Here is a 15,527-nt window from a genome sequence, read left to right as displayed (position 1 = left end):
AGCCCGGGTATCCCAAGGGCGTTGCAGTATGCCGATGCTGACTGTGAGTGAAATATGATTCTTCACGGCGTACGGGTGATGGGCGGGGCGTACGGGTGAACGGGGTGGTCGATACGCGGCCGCCGCTCAACGCCGCATCAGAAGTCACATGCGTCACGGGGGATCATCGTGTTCGGAATCGTCAGGCCCTGCCGTCATCGGCTCGGTGAGCGTCTCAAGTCCCAGTGGATGGCGCACTTGTGCGGGCTGTGTCTCGCGCTGCGCAAGGATCACGGGCAGTTCGCGCGGGTCGTCACCAACTATGACGGACTGCTCATATCGGTTCTGACGGAGGCTCAGGCGGAACGGGCCGGGGCATGGCGGCGTACGGCCGGGCCCTGTCCGTTGCGCGGGATGCGCACCGCGTCGGTCGCGCAGGGAGAAGGAGCGCGGCTCGCCGCCGCCGTCTCGCTGGTGCTCGCCTCGGCCAAGGTCAGGGACCATGTCGCCGACGGGGACGGGCTGCTGGCGCGCAGGCCGGTCGCGCTCGCCGCACGCCGGGTGGCGTCGAGCTGGGGTGCGGCAGGGGCCCGTACGGGATCCGAGGTCGGGTTCGACACGGCGGTTCTCGTGGACGCCGTGGAGCGGCAGCTCGGCATCGAGGCGCTCGCCGGGCCCGGGACGCCGGTGCTGACGGTCACCGAACCGACGGAGACGGCCACCGCGGCGGCCTTCGCGCACACCGCTGTCCTGGCGGGACGGCCGGGCAACGCCGAGCCGCTCGCCGAGGCCGGGCGGCTCTTCGGTCGGCTCGCGCATCTGCTGGATGCCGTGGAGGACAAGGAAACTGACGCCTCGTCGGGTGCGTGGAACCCCCTCACCGCGACCGGGACCTCGCTCGACGAGGCCCGGCGGCTCGCCGACGACGCCCTGCACGGAATACGGCTCGCGCTGCGCGAGGTGGAGTTCGAGGAGGGCAAGCTGGCGCATCGGCTGCTCGTGCACGAGCTGCGCGTCTCCGTCGACCGGGCCTTCGGTACGGCGGCCTGTGCGCACGGGCCGGCCCCGACGCCGGCCGGGTCGTACGCGCCGCCCGGCGGTCCGCCGCTGCCCCCTCAGCCGCCTCGGCGCGACAGGCGCGGGCTGCTGGCGGGCTGTGCGGTGTGGGCCGGGCTGGCCTGTACGTGCCAGATGTGCTGCGGCGAGTACGACGATCCGTGGAGCCATGAGCGCAAGGACGGACTCTGCAAGGACACGGACTGCGGCGATTGCTGTGAGTGCTGCAGCTGCTGCGACTGCGACTGCTGTGATGGCTGCGACTGCTGCGACTGCGGGTGTGACTGCTGAACCGCGGTCCGCCATTTCCTGGCGTCCACGATGAACGGTGAACGGCCCATGCCCGTAAAGCCTGTTGGGGATGTGACAGTCGTGCTCGAAAGGATCGGGGATCATGTCCGGGCGCTCTGGCAGGATCGTCCCGCTCGCCGTGAAGGTCGTGGTGAGCGGGGGACTCGGGGTGGGCAAGACCACGTTCATCGGGGCGATCTCGGAGATCGAGCCGCTGGACACGGAGGCTGCGATCACACAGGTCTCCGTGGGTGTGGACTCGCTCGAAGGGGTCGAGTCGAAGACGACCACGACCGTTGCGCTGGACTTCGGGCGGATCACTCTCGATCCGACGATCACGCTGTATCTGTTCGGCACGCCCGGGCAGGGGCGGTTCTCCTTCATGTGGGAGGAGCTGGCGGAGGGGGCCCTGGGGACGGTGGTCCTCGCGGACACCCGGCGGATCGAGGACTGCTTTCCGGCTGTTGACTACTTCGAAGCCCGGGGCGTGCCCTTTGTCCTTGCCGTGAATCTCTTTGACGGGGCCGAGCGCATCGAACTGGACGAGGTTCGCGAGGTGTTGGGCCTGCGTGAGGATGTGCCGGTACTTGAGTGCGATGCGCGGGAGCGGTCCTCCGTGCGGGATGTTCTGGGGGTGCTGATGGACCGGGTCCTGGGTGTTCGGGGTGCGTCCAGGAAGGGGGTGGTGATGGTGCCTTAGCGGGTGCGGGTCAGTTTTCCGGTTCGGGCGGGGAGTCCAGTTCCGAAGGGGAGATCTGGGACTTCTCGATCGCCGAGCCCGTCGTGCTCCCCTTCTTGAGGATCTTGGCGTAAGTGCCGTCCGCTATCAGCCTGTTCACCGCCGACTGGAAAGCGGGCGCGAGCTCCGGGTTCCTCTTGAAGGCGAAACCCGACATCGAAGCGGTGGTATTCGCTGAGGAACATCACGCCTTGCCGGTGGGCCGCCGCGTAATGCAGGCCATTGATGGTGGACATCACGACATCGCTGCGGCAGGTCCTCTCGGTGAGTTCCGGCTCGTGGCCGGCCCCGGCCCGGCGGACAAGGCGCGGCCAAACCCCATAGTTCGTTCAAAGGCTGACGGCCGAAAGGCGCCCTTGCGCCTACCGGCCGTTCGGCCGAATACTCCCCGCAAGCGCTTGTCAGGGGCACGGCCTGTCCGGAATCCGGACGATCAGTGCCCTGGCTGCGCCTCACAGGCCCCGACCCCACGCGGGCCCCTTACTTCCCCTTGGGAGGAACGAACGTGAGGATCAAGCGCACAACCCCCCGCAGCGGTATCGCGAGACGGACCCGGCTGATCGCCGTCACCACCGGACTCGTGGCCGCCGCAGCGATCGCGGTCCCCAGCGCGAACGCGTCCACCGCCACTCCCTTCAGCACCGCCCAGCTCAAGAGCGCCAATGCCTCGGTGCTGAAGGCCGACGTGCCGGGCACCGCCTGGTCCGTCGACAGCAGGACCAACCGTGTCGTCGTCACCGTCGACAGCACGGTCTCCCAGGCCGAGATCGCGAAGATCAAGAGCCAGGCCGGCGGCAACGCCGGTGCCCTGACCATCAAGCACACCCCGGGTACGTTCAAGAAGCTGATCACCGGCGGGGACGCCATCTACGGCGGCTCCTACCGCTGCTCGCTCGGCTTCAACGTGCACAGCGGGAGCACCTACTACTTCCTGACCGCCGGTCACTGCGGTGAGGTCGCCTCGACCTGGTACTCCAACTCCGGCCACTCCACGGTGCTGGGTACCAACGTCGGCTACAGCTTCCCGACCAACGACTTCGCGCTGGTGCGCTACACCAACTCCTCGGTTGCGCACCCGAGCGCGGTAGGCAGCCAGACCATCTCCAGCGCGGCCACTCCGAGCGTCGGTACGACGGTCTACCGTCGAGGCTCCACCACCGGCACCCACAGCGGCCGGGTCACCGCCCTGAACGCCACGGTCAACTACGGCAGTGGCGACGTCGTCTACGGCATGATCCAGACCACGGTCTGCGCCGAGGGCGGCGACAGCGGTGGGCCCCTGTACGGCGGCAGTGTGGCCTACGGTCTGACCTCCGGCGGCAGCGGCAACTGCAGCTCCGGCGGCACGACCTTCTTCCAGCCGGTCACCGAGGCCCTGAGCTACTACGGCGTGAGCGTCGGCTGACGAGCCGGTTGCCCAGCGAAGCGTCCGGCAGCAATCAGTAGCAGCAACCAGTAGCTGCAGCCAGCAGAAGGTGAGCCCCCGCAGGCAACTGTCGTGCGGGGGCTCGCCCTTGTCCGGGTCCCGGAGTTACCTTCGACGTACAGGCGGAACTCCTCTGTAATACGCCCACTTCGGACCCTGGGGGCCGGCATGGTCGAGGAGCTGGTGGCGGCGGGAGTGACCCTCGCGTCCGCCGGTGTGGTGTACGCGATGGCGGCCGCTCGGGTCGTCAAGCAGTACGAACGGGGTGTGGTGTTCCGCCTCGGCAAACTCCGATCCGAGGTGCGGGAGCCCGGGTTCACGATGATCGTGCCGTTCGTGGACAAGCTCCAGAAGGTCAACATGCAGGTCGTGACCATGCCCGTGCCCGCGCAGGAGGGCATCACCCGGGACAACGTCACGGTGCGGGTGGACGCGGTCGTCTACTTCAAGGTGACCGGGCCGTCCGAGGCGATCGTCCGGGTGGAGGACTACCGGTTCGCGGTCGCGCAGATGGCGCAGACCTCGCTGAGGTCCATCATCGGCAAGAGCGAGCTGGATGATCTGTTGTCCAACCGTGAAAAGCTCAACCAGGGCCTGGAGTTGATGATCGACAGCCCTGCCGTGGAGTGGGGTGTGACGATTGACCGGGTCGAGATCAAGGACGTCTCGCTGCCCGAGACCATGAAGCGCTCCATGGCCCGGCAGGCCGAGGCCGACCGTGAGCGGCGCGCGCGGGTCATCAACGCCGACGCCGAACTCCAGGCGTCGAAGAAGCTCGCCGAGGCGGCCCAGCAGATGGCGGACACCCCGGCCGCGCTGCAACTGCGGCTGCTGCAGACGGTGACGGCGGTGGCCGCGGAGAAGAACTCCACGCTCGTTCTGCCGTTCCCGGTGGAGTTGCTGCGGTTCCTGGAGAGGGCGCAGCAGAACACCGGGGCGCCGCCGCAGGTCGTGCAGCAGCCAGTGCAGCAACCGGTGCAGGAGCAACTGCCTTCTGCCGCGCCCCGCTTGGATCCGGAACCCGGAGAGTCGAAATCCGGACAGGACTAGACCTCACAGAGCGCACACAGGCTACTCGCTCGTAGTGTTTGCAGAGCGAAGACGTGAGGTGACCGTGGACTGTCAAAAACGAGGGGGCGTGCGAAGCGTGTTCTACGCGCGTCCTGAAGAAGCCCTTGTGTGCTCCCTGCCCGTCTCGGGATAGTAGGCGCTGTTCAACGCCTTCCGGTTCGCGAGATCCCCACAATCTCCCGGGCCGACCCCCCACAGGAGGACGCGAGTTGAAGCACCGACGCATACCCAAGCGACGCGTGGTCGTGGCAGGTGCGGGCATCGCCGCGCTGGTCGCCGCGGCAGTCACTTTCCAGACTGCGAACGCCAGTGAGGCCCCGAAGGCCTCCGTGCCCCAGACCCTGTCGGTCACGGCGGCCGGAAAGCTCGCCTCGACCCTCGGCGAGGACCTCGGCACCGACGCGGCGGGTACGTTCTACGACGCGAAGGCCAAGAGCCTCGTCGTCAACGTGCTGGACAAGAACGCCGCCAAAACCGTCGAGGCGGCCGGCGCCAAGGCGAGAATCGTCGAGAACTCCCTCGCCGAACTCAAGAGCGCCCATGCGACGCTGAAGCAGGACGCGACGATCCCCGGCACCTCCTGGGTGACCGACCCGACCACCAACAAGGTCGTCGTCACCGCCGACCGCACGGTCTCCAAGGCCGAGTGGGCCAAGCTGACCAAGGTCGTCGACGGGCTCGGCACGGTGGCCGAAGTCCAGCGCACGAAGGGGGAGTTCAAGCCCTTCATCGCGGGCGGCGACGCGATCTCCGGCTCGGGTGGGCGCTGCTCGCTCGGCTTCAACGTGGTCAAGGGCGGCCAGCCGTACTTCATCACGGCCGGGCACTGCACCGAGGCCATCTCCACCTGGTCCGACTCCAGTGGCAAGGAGATCGGCACCAACGAGCAGTCCAGCTTCCCGGGCAACGACTTCGGCCTGGTCAAGTACACCTCCGGCACGGCTCACCCGAGCGAGGTCGACCTCTACAACGGCTCCTCGCAGGCCATCACCCACGCCGCCGCCGCCACGGTGGGCGAGAAGGTGACCCGCAGCGGCTCCACCACCAAGGTGCACGGCGGCACGGTCACCGGACTGGACGCCACCGTGAACTACGGCAACGGCGACATCGTCAACGGCCTCATCCAGACCGACGTCTGCGCCGAGCCCGGTGACAGCGGCGGCTCGCTCTTCGACGGCGACGCGGCGATCGGCCTCACCTCCGGTGGCAGCGGTGACTGCACGGCCGGTGGGGAGACCTTCTTCCAGCCGGTCACCGAGGCGCTGTCGACCTTCGGTGCCGAGATCGGCTGACCGTCACACCAGTTGTGTGAAGTCCCGCCCCGCGCGCGAGGGGCGGGACTTTCGCGTGCGGGTGCGGGTGCGGGGTGCGGGGTGCGGGGTGCGCGTGCGCGAGCGGGTGCGGGGTGCGTGGTGCGGGTGCGCGTGCAGGTGGGGACGGGCGTATGCCTGCGGCGCCTGTGCGGGTGGTGGGGGTGCGTGTGGCGCCTGCGGGGGCAGGGTGGAGTCGAGGCCGGGGCGGGGGTGCCCGTCCTCGGTCCGGCGGTGCTGTTTGCTGGGTGGCGCCCGGTGATGGACGCCGGCCGCTGCGGCCGGGCACCCCCGCCCCGTCCCCTTCCCGCCGCGGGCGAGTGCGGGTTTGCGGTGGCCTGGTGTTGGGGGCGGGGTGCTGGCGTTGTCCGCTTCCCGCCGTGGGTGAGTGTGCTGTGTTGTCCGGTTCCTGCTGTGGGTGAGTGCGGGTTTACGGTGGCTGGGGTGGTAGGTCGGCGGCCTGGTGTCTGGTGCGCAGGATTGCTGCCAGGAGTGTGATGACGATTCCGGCCGCCGCCCAGGCCGACAGCACCAGTAGGGCGCCCGTCGTGGCGTTGCCCTGGAAGTACGCGATCGAGCGGGCCACCCATGTGCCGGCACCCGGCGGCAGCGCGGGGCCGATCGCCTTCCAGAACGGGGGCAGCAGCGGAAGTGGGAAGGCGCCGCCGGCGCTCGGGTTTCCCGCGATCACCACTAGCAGGATCGCCAGGCCGATGCCGGCGATCCCGAAGATTCCCTGGAGGGCGAGGGTTGCCGCGCCGACCGAGAAGGTGACCAGGGCGCCGAGTCCCCAGAGGGCCATCACGCTGCCCGGCAGGGCGCCCAGGATCGGGCCGATGACGACCGCTCCGCCGAGTCCGCCGATGATCGAGGCCAATGCCATGACGGTCAGTCGGATCACCGCACGGCGCGGGTTGGCGGGGCGGGCGCCCGTGCTGATCGCCAGGACCGAGGCGCACAGATAGCCGCCGACGCACCAGCCCACCACCGCGTAGAAGGAGGACAGTCCGTCGAAGTCCTGGGAGGAGGCCGGGGCCACGTCCAGTGTCCGGATGGTCCGCTGCTGGGAGGTCTCCAGGAGGGTGAGGTATCTCTCCAGGGTGGTCGCGAGGACGGTGCCGCCGCCACTGGCGACCAGGAGCGTGTCGGTCGTCCGGGCCGGGTTGATGATCAGCGCCCCGTCGATGTCCCGGTTCAGCATCTGCTGTCGGGCCGTTGCCTCGTCGGCCACCACGCGCGGGTCCAGTGGGGACCCCGGCAGCTGCTCCAGCCGGGTCACCGCCTGCTCGGCCGCGGCCCGGGGTGCGACGACTCCGAAGGGCACGTCCTTGGGCTTCGGGTCGTGCAGCGCGCCTACATAGGAGGCGATGAACAGCAGCTGGAGCGCGATCACGCCGATGACCAGCAGTGTGGTGCGCGGGGTGACCGCGTCCTTCACCTCGGCGAGAAGGCGGCTCCTCTGTGTCATGTCCCCACAGTCCGCGGCGGTGGACGTTTTCGCAGGTGGGAGAGGGCCGAACGACTGTCGTACATGCATTCGATTTTTGGTCTATGGTGGGGGTGAGGTGCTCGGGAACTGATGTTCGATAGTGGAGGTGCGGATGTCCGGCTTCACACATCTGCACACCGTCTCCGGGTTCTCCCTGAGGTACGGGGCCTCGCATCCGGAGCGGCTGGCGGAGCGTGCCTGTGAGCGGGGCATGGATGCCCTGGCCCTCACCGACCGCGACACCCTCGCCGGTACGGTCCGCTTCGCCAAGGCCTGCGCGACGGCGGGCGTCCGCCCGCTGTTCGGCGCGAACCTGGCGGTGGAGCAGCCCGCACGGGTACGGGACGGCGAGTCCGTACGACGGGAAAGGCGCCGTACCCCTGTGCGTGGCGGTGCCTTCATCGACGAGTCGACACCCCGTGTCACCCTCCTCGCCCGGGACGGCGCCCGCGGCTGGGCCGACCTGTGCCGGCTCGTCACGGCCGCCCACGGCGCCGAGGGTGCGCCCCGGCTGCCCTGGAGCGGCAACCACGCCGACGGCCTGACCGTTGTGCTTGGATCCGACTCCGACGTCGGCCGCGCACTGGCCGCGGGGCGTCCGGACCGAGCCGGGAGACTCCTCGCGCCCTGGCGTGAGATCTACGGCGACGCCCTGCGCCTGGAGGCCGTCTGGCACGGGCGCAAGGGCACCGGCCCCGGTTCGCTGCGCCTGGCCGCCCGCACCGTGGGCTTCGCCGCCGAGCAGGGGATCCGGCCGGTGCTCAGCAATGCCGTGCGCTACGCCGACCCCGGCCTCGGCCCGGTCGCCGACGTCCTGGACGCCGCCCGCCGTCTGGTCCCCGTCGACCCGGGGAAGGAACTGGACTCAGGGGAGGCCTGGCTCAAGGACGCGGGCGCCATGCTGGATGCCGCCGAGCGGATCGTCGAGGCCGCGGGCTACCGGCGCGACACCGCCCACCGCCTGCTGGAGCAGACGCAGGCGACGGCTGCCGAGTGCCTGGTCGACCCCGAGGACGACCTCGGCATGGGCGCCGTCCACTTCCCCGAGCCGCACCTCGTCGGCGCCGGCCGCCGCACCGCCCAGCGGGCGCTGGCCTCGCGGGCGGCGGCCGGGATGGTGGCGCACGGCCACTCCGGGAAGCGCGCCTACTGGGAGCGGATGCACCGGGAGTTGGACATCATCGCCCACCACGGCTTCGCCTCCTACTTCCTGACGGTTGCTCAGGTGGTGGACGACGTAAGGGGGATGGGCATTCGGGTTGCCGCGCGCGGCTCCGGCGCGGGGTCGCTGGTGAACCACCTTCTGGGTATCGCGAACGCCGATCCGGTTGAGCACGGGCTGCTGGTGGAGCGCTTTTTGTCGAAGGAGCGGGTGGTGCTGCCCGATATCGACATCGACGTGGAGTCCGCGCGGCGGCTGGAGGTCTATCGCGCGATCATCGGCCGGTTCGGCGAGGAGCGGGTCGCGACCGTCGCCATGCCGGAGACGTATCGGGTCCGGCATGCGATTCGTGACGTGGGGGCGGCCCTGTCCATGGACCCGGCCGAGATAGATCGTGTCGCCAAGTCCTTTCCGCACATCAGGGCGCGTGATGCCCGGGCGGCGCTGGAGGAACTGCCCGAACTCAAGGCGCTGGCGGGGGATAAGGAGCGGTACGGGCGGTTGTGGGAGCTGGTCGAGGCTCTTGACGCCCTGCCTCGCGGAGTCGCCATGCATCCGTGCGGGGTACTGCTCTCCGACGCCTCCCTTCTCTCTCGTACGCCGGTCGTGCCGACCAGCGGCGAGGGCCTGCCCATGTCGCAGTTCGACAAGGACGACGTGGAGGACCTCGGGCTGCTCAAGCTGGACGTGCTGGGGGTGCGGATGCAGTCGGCGATGGCGCACGCGGTCGCCGAGGTGGAGCGGGCGACGGGGGAGCGGATCGACCTGGATGCGTTGCGGGGTGGCGATCCGGCGACGTATCGGCTCATCCGTTCCGCCGAGACGTTGGGATGCTTCCAGATCGAGTCGCCGGGGCAGCGGGATCTGGTGGGGCGCCTGCAGCCGGCCACCTTTCATGACCTCGTCGTCGACATTTCGCTGTTCCGGCCCGGGCCGGTCGCCGCCGACATGGTGCGGCCGTTCATCGAGGCGCGGCACGGGCGGGCGCCGGTGCGGTATCCGCATCCGGATCTGGAGGAGCCGCTGAAGGGGACGTACGGGGTCGTCGTCTTCCACGAGCAGATCATCGACATCGTCGCCATCATGGCCGGCTGCGGGCGGGGGGAGGCGGACCGGGTGCGGCGCGGGCTGTCCGACCCGGAGTCGCAGGGGCGGATCAAGGTGTGGTTCGCGCAGCACGCGGCCGCCAACGGCTATGACGTGGAGACGATTCAGCGGACCTGGGAGATCATCGAGGCGTTCGGCAGCTACGGCTTCTGCAAGGCGCATGCGGTCGCCTTCGCCGTGCCGACGTACCAGTCGGCGTGGCTGAAGGCTCATCATCCGGCCGCCTTCTATGCCGGACTGCTCACGCACGACCCCGGGATGTATCCGAAGCGGCTGCTGCTGGCGGATGCGCGGCGGCGTGGGGTGCCGGTCCTGCCGTTGGACGTGAACCGGTCGGCGGTCGCCCATCGTATCGAACTGGTGTCTGAATCTGGGGTCTGGGGGCTGCGGTTGGCGCTCTCCGACGTGCACGGCATCAGTGAGACCGAGGCGGCGCGGATCGCGGACGGTCAGCCGTACGCCTCGCTGCTCGACTTCTGGGAGCGGGCACGGCCGAGCCGCCCGTTGGCCGGACGGCTGGCCCAGGTCGGCGCGTTGGATGCCTTCGGCGCCAACCGCCGTGATCTGCAACTGCACTTGACCGAGCTGCGGCGGGGTGCACGAGGTGCGGGTGGCGGCCAACTCCCGCTGGGGGGTGGGCGGAAGACGGCGCCTGCGGGACTGCCGGATCTGTCCGACGCCGAGAAGCTCAGCGCCGAACTAGGGGTGCTGTCGATGGACGCCTCGCGCAACCTGATGGACGATCACCGGGCCTTCCTCGACGAGCTGGGAGTGGTGTCGGCGCGGCGGCTGCGCGAGGCCCGGCACGGAGAGACGGTCCTCGTGGCGGGTGCCAAGGCGGCCACCCAGACGCCGCCGATCCGCTCCGGCAAGCGGGTCATCTTCAGCACTCTGGACGACGGTACGGGCCTGGTCGACCTCGCCTTCTTCGACGACTCCCACGACGCCTGCGCCCACACCGTCTTCCACTCCTGGCTGCTGCTGGTGCGAGGGGTGGTGCAGCGGCGCGGCCCGCGCAGCCTCAGTGTGGTGGGCGCCGCCGCCTGGAACCTCGCCGAACTGGTCGAGCGGCGTGCCGAGGGCGGCCTCGACGAGGTGGCGGCACGGCTGGCGGAACCCGTGCCGGAAGGGACGGGCGGAGATCCGGCACGGGGCCGGCGGATCCACATGCCCACCGGATACGAGATGAACCCGTGGGCCGATCTGCGGCCGGCCGGTCAAGAGCCATCACAGATACGGAAGTTGTGGCACCAGAGCCCGGGGAGTGCGGGATGACCATCGTGTGCGTACGTTTCCAGCTGCCTCCGACGCGCGAGGCCGCTCTGCCGGAGCTGCTCGGGTTGCTCGAGGAGTTCACTCCCGTGGTGGAGGCCTTGCCGCCGGACGGTGCGCTGGCCGATCTGCGGGGCGCCGAACGGTACTTCGGGCGCCGCGCGCTCGAACTGGCGGCGGTGATCCGCGTCCGCGCCCTCGCCCTGCACGGTGTCGACTGCGTGATCGGCGCCGGGCCGGGCCCGATGCTGGCCCGTGTGGCCCTGCGCGACGCCCGCCCCGGGCAGACGTGCGAGGTCCCCGGCGATCCGGACGGCATCTCGGCGTTCCTCGCGGACCGTCCGGTCACCGCGCTCCCCGGCGTCGGCACGGCCACCGCACGCACCCTGTGCGAGTACGGTCTCGACACCCTGGGCCAGGTCGCCGCCGCACCGCTTTCCACGCTGCAGCGGCTGATCGGTGCGAGAGCGGCCCGCGAACTGCACGAGAAGGCGAACGGCGTCGACCGCGGCCGGGTCGTCCCGAACGGCGTCGCCCGTTCCCTCGCCGCCGAACGCCCCTTCACCCGCGACGAGTTGTCCCCGGACCGGCACCGTCACGCGCTGCTCTCCGCAGCCGAGGAACTGGGCACCCGCCTCCGCGCCCTGGACAAGGTCTGCCGCACCCTCACCCTCACGGTCCGCTACGCCGACCGCTCCTCGACGACCCGCACCCGCACCCTCAAGGAACCGACCGCCCACTCGGCCGCACTGGCCAGGGCGGCCTACGACATGTACGAGGCCCTCGGCCTCCAGCGCGCCCGCGTCCGCAGCCTCACCCTCCGCGCCGAATCCCTCACGCCCGCCGAACAGGCCTCGCACCAGCTCACCTTCGACCCCGCCGACGAGAAACTCCGCCGCGTGGAGGCGGCCGCGGACCGGGTGCGGGCGAAGTTCGGGCCGGGGGCGGTGATGCCGGGGACGTTGGCGGCGTAGGGCTCAGTTGGCCCAGGGCGGAGTGATCCGGGTGCCGTCGGCCAGTTCGGCCTCCAGGCCGATGGAGGTGGTGACCCAGGAGATCGCCGTTTGATCGGTGCGGTTCTCGACGCCGAGGGTCGCGCCCCGGTTGACGATGACCGTGTCGCCCGCGGTGATGCGGTCGGTGCGGCCGTCGAGGGTGATGAACAGCTCGCCGACGAGGAGGTGGAAGATCTCCTCTCGGTGAGGGTGTCGTCGCTCGTGGATTCGAGGGGATCAGGCCCGCTCACGGCTTCGCTTTCACACGGCTCGCCCCGGACGGTGCGACCGTCACCGAGCTGGCCGCTCACCTCGGCGTGACCAAGCAGGCCGCCAGTCAGCTCGTCGACGAGATCGTGCGGAAGGGGTATGCCGAGCGCCGGGCGCATCCCGTGGACGGGCGGGCCAAGCTGGTCGTGCTGACCGAACAGGGGTGGGCGTGCACCCGGGCCGCGGAGGAGGCGGCCGCCGCGGTCGTGCGGGGGTGGGCCGACGTGCTCGGGGAGGGTGAAGTGCGGGTGCTGCGCGATCAGTTGGCGCGCATCGCGCCCTATGGCCCCATCAGGCCCGTCTGGTGACGCTTCGTCAGCGTCTACTGCGAAGTCAGTTACCACTGGAAGTTTTTACTGACGCGTAACTTCACACTTGCACTACTCGTCCGTAACTTGACGAGTGAACAGCATCCTTCGTGATCCGGATCACAGGGCGTAAGGCCATCGCAACTCCCTTGAGCCGCAAGGAGATCACACGATGCTGCCATGGAAACGTGTGCTCAGACCCCTGGCCGCGCTGCTGATGACCGCAGCGATCGCCACCGTCCCCGCCACCACCGCCCACGCGGCCGCGACCTCGTCACACGGCTGGAACGACTACTCCTGCAAACCCTCCGCCGCCCATCCACGCCCCGTCGTCCTGGTCCACGGCACCCTCGCCAACTCCGTGGACAACTGGCTCGGCCTCGCGCCCTACCTGGAGGACCGCGGCTACTGCGTCTTCTCCCTCGACTACGGCCAACTGCAGGGCGTCCCCGTCTTCTACGGCCTCGGCCCCATTGACAAGTCGGCAGAGCAGCTCGCCGCGTACGTCGACAAGGTGCTCGCCGCGACCGGCGCCGCCAAGGCCGACCTGGTCGGTCACTCGCAGGGCGGCATGATGCCCCGCTACTACCTCAGGTTCCTCGGCGGAGCCGCCAAGGTGAACGCCCTCGTCGGCATCGCGCCCGACAATCACGGCACCGACCTGGACGGGCTGACCAACCTGCTGCCGTACTTCCCCGGCGCCGCGGACTGGATCTCCGCATCGACGCCGGGGCTGGCCGACCAGATCGCGGGGTCCGCGTTCCTCACCAAGCTCAACGCGGGCGGCGACACCGTTCCCGGCGTCCACTACACGGTCATCGCCACCAAGTACGACGAGGTCGTCACGCCCTACGGCAGCCAGTTCCTGAGCGGCTCCGACGTGCGCAACGTCCTGCTGCAGAACCTGTGCGCGGTCGACTTCTCCGAGCACGCCCTGATCGGGCTGACCGACCGGATCGCCTTCCACGAAGTGGCCAACTCCCTGGATCCGGCGCATGCCACCGCCACCACCTGTGCGTCGGCGCTGAGCTGACGCACTTCCCGGGGCCTGTCCGACCTGAGCCGCCGGACAGGCCCCGCGCTTTTCGCCCCGGTCAGCGGCCCTGCCGTCGTCCGCTGTTGCCGGTCGCACCGCCGACGGCGATGTACGAGGCGCTGTCGTCGCCGCCCGTCTCGGCGAGGGCCTCCGAAGAGCCGGCCGCCCGGGGCTCGTCGGCCGCGGCGACGGTCGTCGCAGCCGTCGACGTGCTCGCGCCGGCGTCACCGTGACCGTGGTGCTCGACCGCCGGCTTGCCGGCACCCTCCGCGATCTGCTCGTCGGAGGGGGCGGAGGCGGACTGCGAGACCCGGCTGACCGGATCACCCGTCCTGCCGTGCGCGGACGCCGGGGCGGAGCCGAGGCGGGTCAGGGCGAGCGGGACGACACCGAGGGCGGCCACGGCGGCGACCGTGCGGCGGCGTACGGGCATGCGGAATCTCCTCGGGACGGTCCTGACGCGTGGGGCGGGTCCCGTGGGGGCGAATCCCGTGGGGCGCGATCAGAAGCTAGCCCCAAGAAACCGTGGAATCGCCTGCTGGGGGCGGGTGATGGAGATCCTTATGGCGGCGTTAAGGGAGTGCTCAGACTGGGATCAGGTAGGTACCGTGCGCGGCATGGAAGAGCACGACATCCGGGCTGCCGTCGCCGCCGACGTACCGGCCGTGAAAGCCGTGACCGATGCCGCCTACCACCGCTACATCGAGCGCATCGGAGTGGTGCCGGTGCCCATGGAGGCGGACCACGCGGCGAACGTGGCCGCGGGGAAGGTGTTCGTGACGGGAGACCCCGTCATCGGCCTGGTCGTGCTGGAGGAGCACGGCGACCATCTGTTCCTCGACAGCATCGCCGTCCACCCCGACGCGTCCGGCGGCGGCGTGGGGCGGCGGCTGCTGGGGTTCGTGGACGCACGCGCGCGTGCGCTCGGGCTGCCCGAGGTCAGGCTCTACACCAACGCCATGATGTGGGAGAACCAGAAGACCTATCCGAAGTTCGGTTACGAGGTCGTGGAGCGCCGGGTCACCGGTCCGTACGACCGCATCCACTACCGCAAGCGGCTGGACTGACTGCCGTCAGCCGTCCGGCCACCACGTTCGTGCGATGTCCTTGCGGACCTCCGGGCGTCCGCCGGGACGCTCGTCGGCCTCCTCGCGGACCTTGCGGGAGTCCGTCCTGCTCAGGGGCTTCTGCACAGTGGTCCGGCGCATAGCTGCCTCCTTCAGTGTCTACCGAGTTCCCGTCTTCACACGGAGGCAGACCCTTTCCGGGAGAGTGACTCATCGGTCCGGGTCTGTCAGTGGCGGCTGTCACGATTCGACTGTCAGTGGCGCGTGTCACTCTGGGGCGCATGACGGATGACATCGAGCGCCTGACCGGGGCGGATGCCGATCGGCCCGACTGGGACGCGCAGGCCGCCTCCTTCGACGACGAACCGGATCACGGGCTGCGCGACCCGAAAGTGCGCCGGGCCTGGGCCGGCCGGCTCGGCTCCTGGCTGCCCGCGCGGGCGAGCGACGTCCTCGACCTCGGCTGCGGTACCGGCAGCCTGTCGCTCCTCGCGGCCGAGCAGGGACACCACGTCACCGGCGTCGACCGGTCGCCGGCGATGGTCGACCGCGCGCGAGCGAAACTGGCCGGGCGTGACGCGGTGTTCCTCGTCGGTGACGCGACGGCACCGCCGGTGGGGGAGCAGCGCTTCGACGTCGTCCTGGTACGGCACGTGCTGTGGGCGCTTCCCGACCCCGGCCGGGCCCTGCGGCACTGGCGGGAACTGGTGCGCCCGGGCGGCCGGCTCGTGCTGGTCGAGGGCGTGTGGGGCACCGTCAGCCCGGTCGGCATATCCGCCGGCCTGCTCACCGACCTGCTCGCCCCCCTCACCGCGGACGTGCGCGTCGAGCGACTGTCGCAGGACGCGGTGCTGTGGGGGAAGGAGGTGGCGGACGAGCGGTACGCGGTGGTGGCACTGGTGTGAGCCCCGGACGCGCGCACTGTTGCCGGGCGGCCCTCCTGGGAGTT

13 protein-coding genes and 3 pseudogenes are annotated in these 15,527 nt (G+C 70.0%); 11 read left to right on the top strand and 5 right to left on the bottom strand.

Annotated elements, in window-relative coordinates; translation table 11 throughout:
* Positions 1–168 precede the first annotated feature (168 nt).
* Positions 169–1,326 (top strand): DUF5685 family protein, encoded by a 1,158-nt coding sequence (locus tag OOK07_RS08745; protein ID WP_266678511.1) that lies wholly within the window; start codon positions 169–171, stop codon positions 1,324–1,326.
* 103 nt (positions 1,327–1,429) lie between these two features.
* Positions 1,430–2,026 (top strand): GTP-binding protein, encoded by a 597-nt coding sequence (locus tag OOK07_RS08740; protein WP_266795807.1) that lies wholly within the window; start codon positions 1,430–1,432, stop codon positions 2,024–2,026.
* 10 nt (positions 2,027–2,036) lie between these two features.
* On the opposite strand, the pseudogene OOK07_RS08735 reads toward OOK07_RS08740, so the two are convergent.
* Positions 2,037–2,316, bottom strand: a pseudogene (locus OOK07_RS08735) (ABC transporter substrate-binding protein); the annotation flags it as partial.
* Positions 2,317–2,570: 254 nt separating this feature from the next.
* Between OOK07_RS08735 and OOK07_RS08730 the strand changes: the two are divergent.
* From OOK07_RS08730 to OOK07_RS08720, 3 genes are all read left to right on the top strand, one after another.
* Positions 2,571–3,470: a S1 family peptidase gene (locus tag OOK07_RS08730; protein WP_266795805.1), complete on the top strand. Its 900-nt coding sequence runs from the start codon at positions 2,571–2,573 to the stop codon at positions 3,468–3,470.
* A 189-nt stretch (positions 3,471–3,659) separates the two neighbouring features.
* A complete protein-coding gene (locus OOK07_RS08725) occupies positions 3,660–4,541 on the top strand; it encodes a slipin family protein (protein WP_266678505.1) in 882 nt (293 codons plus the stop codon).
* Positions 4,542–4,771: 230 nt separating this feature from the next.
* Complete coding sequence (locus OOK07_RS08720) at positions 4,772–5,854, top strand: S1 family peptidase (RefSeq protein WP_266795803.1); 1,083 nt, start codon at positions 4,772–4,774, stop codon at positions 5,852–5,854.
* Between the two features lie 448 nt (positions 5,855–6,302).
* Here OOK07_RS08720 and OOK07_RS08715 read toward each other — a convergent pair whose 3' ends face one another.
* Entirely contained in the window at positions 6,303–7,340 is a 1,038-nt protein-coding gene (locus OOK07_RS08715) for a DUF3533 domain-containing protein (RefSeq protein WP_266795801.1), read from the bottom strand.
* 133 nt (positions 7,341–7,473) lie between these two features.
* On the opposite strand from OOK07_RS08715, the gene OOK07_RS08710 reads away from it, so the two are divergent.
* Both OOK07_RS08710 and OOK07_RS08705 read left to right on the top strand, forming a co-directional pair.
* On the top strand, positions 7,474–10,905 hold the full coding sequence (locus tag OOK07_RS08710) for a DNA polymerase III subunit alpha (protein ID WP_266795799.1): 3,432 nt from the start codon (positions 7,474–7,476) through the stop codon (positions 10,903–10,905).
* Positions 10,902–11,876, top strand: a complete 975-nt coding sequence (locus OOK07_RS08705) for a DNA polymerase Y family protein (protein ID WP_266678497.1) — start codon at positions 10,902–10,904, stop codon at positions 11,874–11,876. The genes OOK07_RS08710 and OOK07_RS08705 overlap by 4 nt, the downstream gene beginning before the upstream one ends.
* Positions 11,877–11,879: 3 nt before the next feature.
* On the opposite strand, the pseudogene OOK07_RS08700 reads toward OOK07_RS08705, so the two are convergent.
* Positions 11,880–12,101, bottom strand: a pseudogene (locus OOK07_RS08700) (cupin domain-containing protein); the annotation flags it as partial.
* Between OOK07_RS08700 and OOK07_RS08695 the strand changes: the two are divergent.
* Positions 12,101–12,475: pseudogene (locus OOK07_RS08695) on the top strand (MarR family winged helix-turn-helix transcriptional regulator); the annotation flags it as partial. The pseudogenes OOK07_RS08700 and OOK07_RS08695 overlap by 1 nt on opposite strands.
* Before the next feature lie 172 nt (positions 12,476–12,647).
* Positions 12,648–13,508 carry an alpha/beta fold hydrolase gene (locus OOK07_RS08690; protein ID WP_266678495.1) on the top strand — a complete coding sequence of 287 codons (861 nt, stop codon included), beginning with the start codon at positions 12,648–12,650 and terminating at the stop codon, positions 13,506–13,508.
* Between the two features lie 61 nt (positions 13,509–13,569).
* On the opposite strand, the gene OOK07_RS43240 is transcribed toward OOK07_RS08690, so the two are convergent.
* Positions 13,570–13,944, bottom strand: a complete 375-nt coding sequence (locus OOK07_RS43240) for a hypothetical protein (RefSeq protein WP_323182938.1) — start codon at positions 13,942–13,944, stop codon at positions 13,570–13,572.
* Between the two features lie 184 nt (positions 13,945–14,128).
* Between OOK07_RS43240 and OOK07_RS08680 the strand changes: the two genes are divergently transcribed.
* The gene (locus tag OOK07_RS08680; protein WP_266795796.1) at positions 14,129–14,578 is read left to right on the top strand and encodes a GNAT family N-acetyltransferase; all 450 of its coding nucleotides are present in this window, start codon (positions 14,129–14,131) and stop codon (positions 14,576–14,578) included.
* Positions 14,579–14,584: 6 nt separating this feature from the next.
* On the opposite strand, the gene OOK07_RS08675 is transcribed toward OOK07_RS08680, so the two are convergent.
* Entirely contained in the window at positions 14,585–14,719 is a 135-nt protein-coding gene (locus tag OOK07_RS08675) for a hypothetical protein (RefSeq protein WP_266511554.1), read from the bottom strand.
* A gap of 140 nt (positions 14,720–14,859) precedes the next feature.
* Here OOK07_RS08675 and OOK07_RS08670 point away from each other — a divergent pair, with 140 nt between their 5' ends.
* The gene (locus tag OOK07_RS08670; protein WP_266795795.1) at positions 14,860–15,483 is read left to right on the top strand and encodes a class I SAM-dependent methyltransferase; all 624 of its coding nucleotides are present in this window, start codon (positions 14,860–14,862) and stop codon (positions 15,481–15,483) included.
* The last annotated feature ends 44 nt before the right edge of the window (positions 15,484–15,527 follow it).

It is taken from the genome of Streptomyces sp. NBC_00078 (assembly GCF_026343335.1).
Classification (GTDB): Bacteria; Actinomycetota; Actinomycetes; order Streptomycetales; family Streptomycetaceae; genus Streptomyces.
Note: the sequence above shows the minus strand (reverse complement) of the source record. Positions and strands in the feature narration are given on the sequence as shown.

Bases quoted from the DNA above. Each gene is read 5' to 3' on its own strand.
- OOK07_RS08710 (WP_266795799.1), top strand. From the start codon at position 7,474: ATGTCCGGCTTCACACATCTGCACACCGTCTCCGGGTTCTCCCTGAGG.
- OOK07_RS08715 (WP_266795801.1), bottom strand. From the start codon at position 7,340: ATGACACAGAGGAGCCGCCTTCTCGCCGAGGTGAAGGACGCGGTCACC.
- OOK07_RS08705 (WP_266678497.1), top strand. From the start codon at position 10,902: ATGACCATCGTGTGCGTACGTTTCCAGCTGCCTCCGACGCGCGAGGCC.
- OOK07_RS08725 (WP_266678505.1), top strand. From the start codon at position 3,660: ATGGTCGAGGAGCTGGTGGCGGCGGGAGTGACCCTCGCGTCCGCCGGT.
- OOK07_RS43240 (WP_323182938.1), bottom strand. From the start codon at position 13,944: ATGCCCGTACGCCGCCGCACGGTCGCCGCCGTGGCCGCCCTCGGTGTC.
- OOK07_RS08740 (WP_266795807.1), top strand. From the start codon at position 1,430: ATGTCCGGGCGCTCTGGCAGGATCGTCCCGCTCGCCGTGAAGGTCGTG.
- OOK07_RS08680 (WP_266795796.1), top strand. From the start codon at position 14,129: ATGGAAGAGCACGACATCCGGGCTGCCGTCGCCGCCGACGTACCGGCC.
- OOK07_RS08675 (WP_266511554.1), bottom strand. From the start codon at position 14,719: ATGCGCCGGACCACTGTGCAGAAGCCCCTGAGCAGGACGGACTCCCGC.
- OOK07_RS08670 (WP_266795795.1), top strand. From the start codon at position 14,860: ATGACGGATGACATCGAGCGCCTGACCGGGGCGGATGCCGATCGGCCC.
- OOK07_RS08690 (WP_266678495.1), top strand. From the start codon at position 12,648: ATGCTGCCATGGAAACGTGTGCTCAGACCCCTGGCCGCGCTGCTGATG.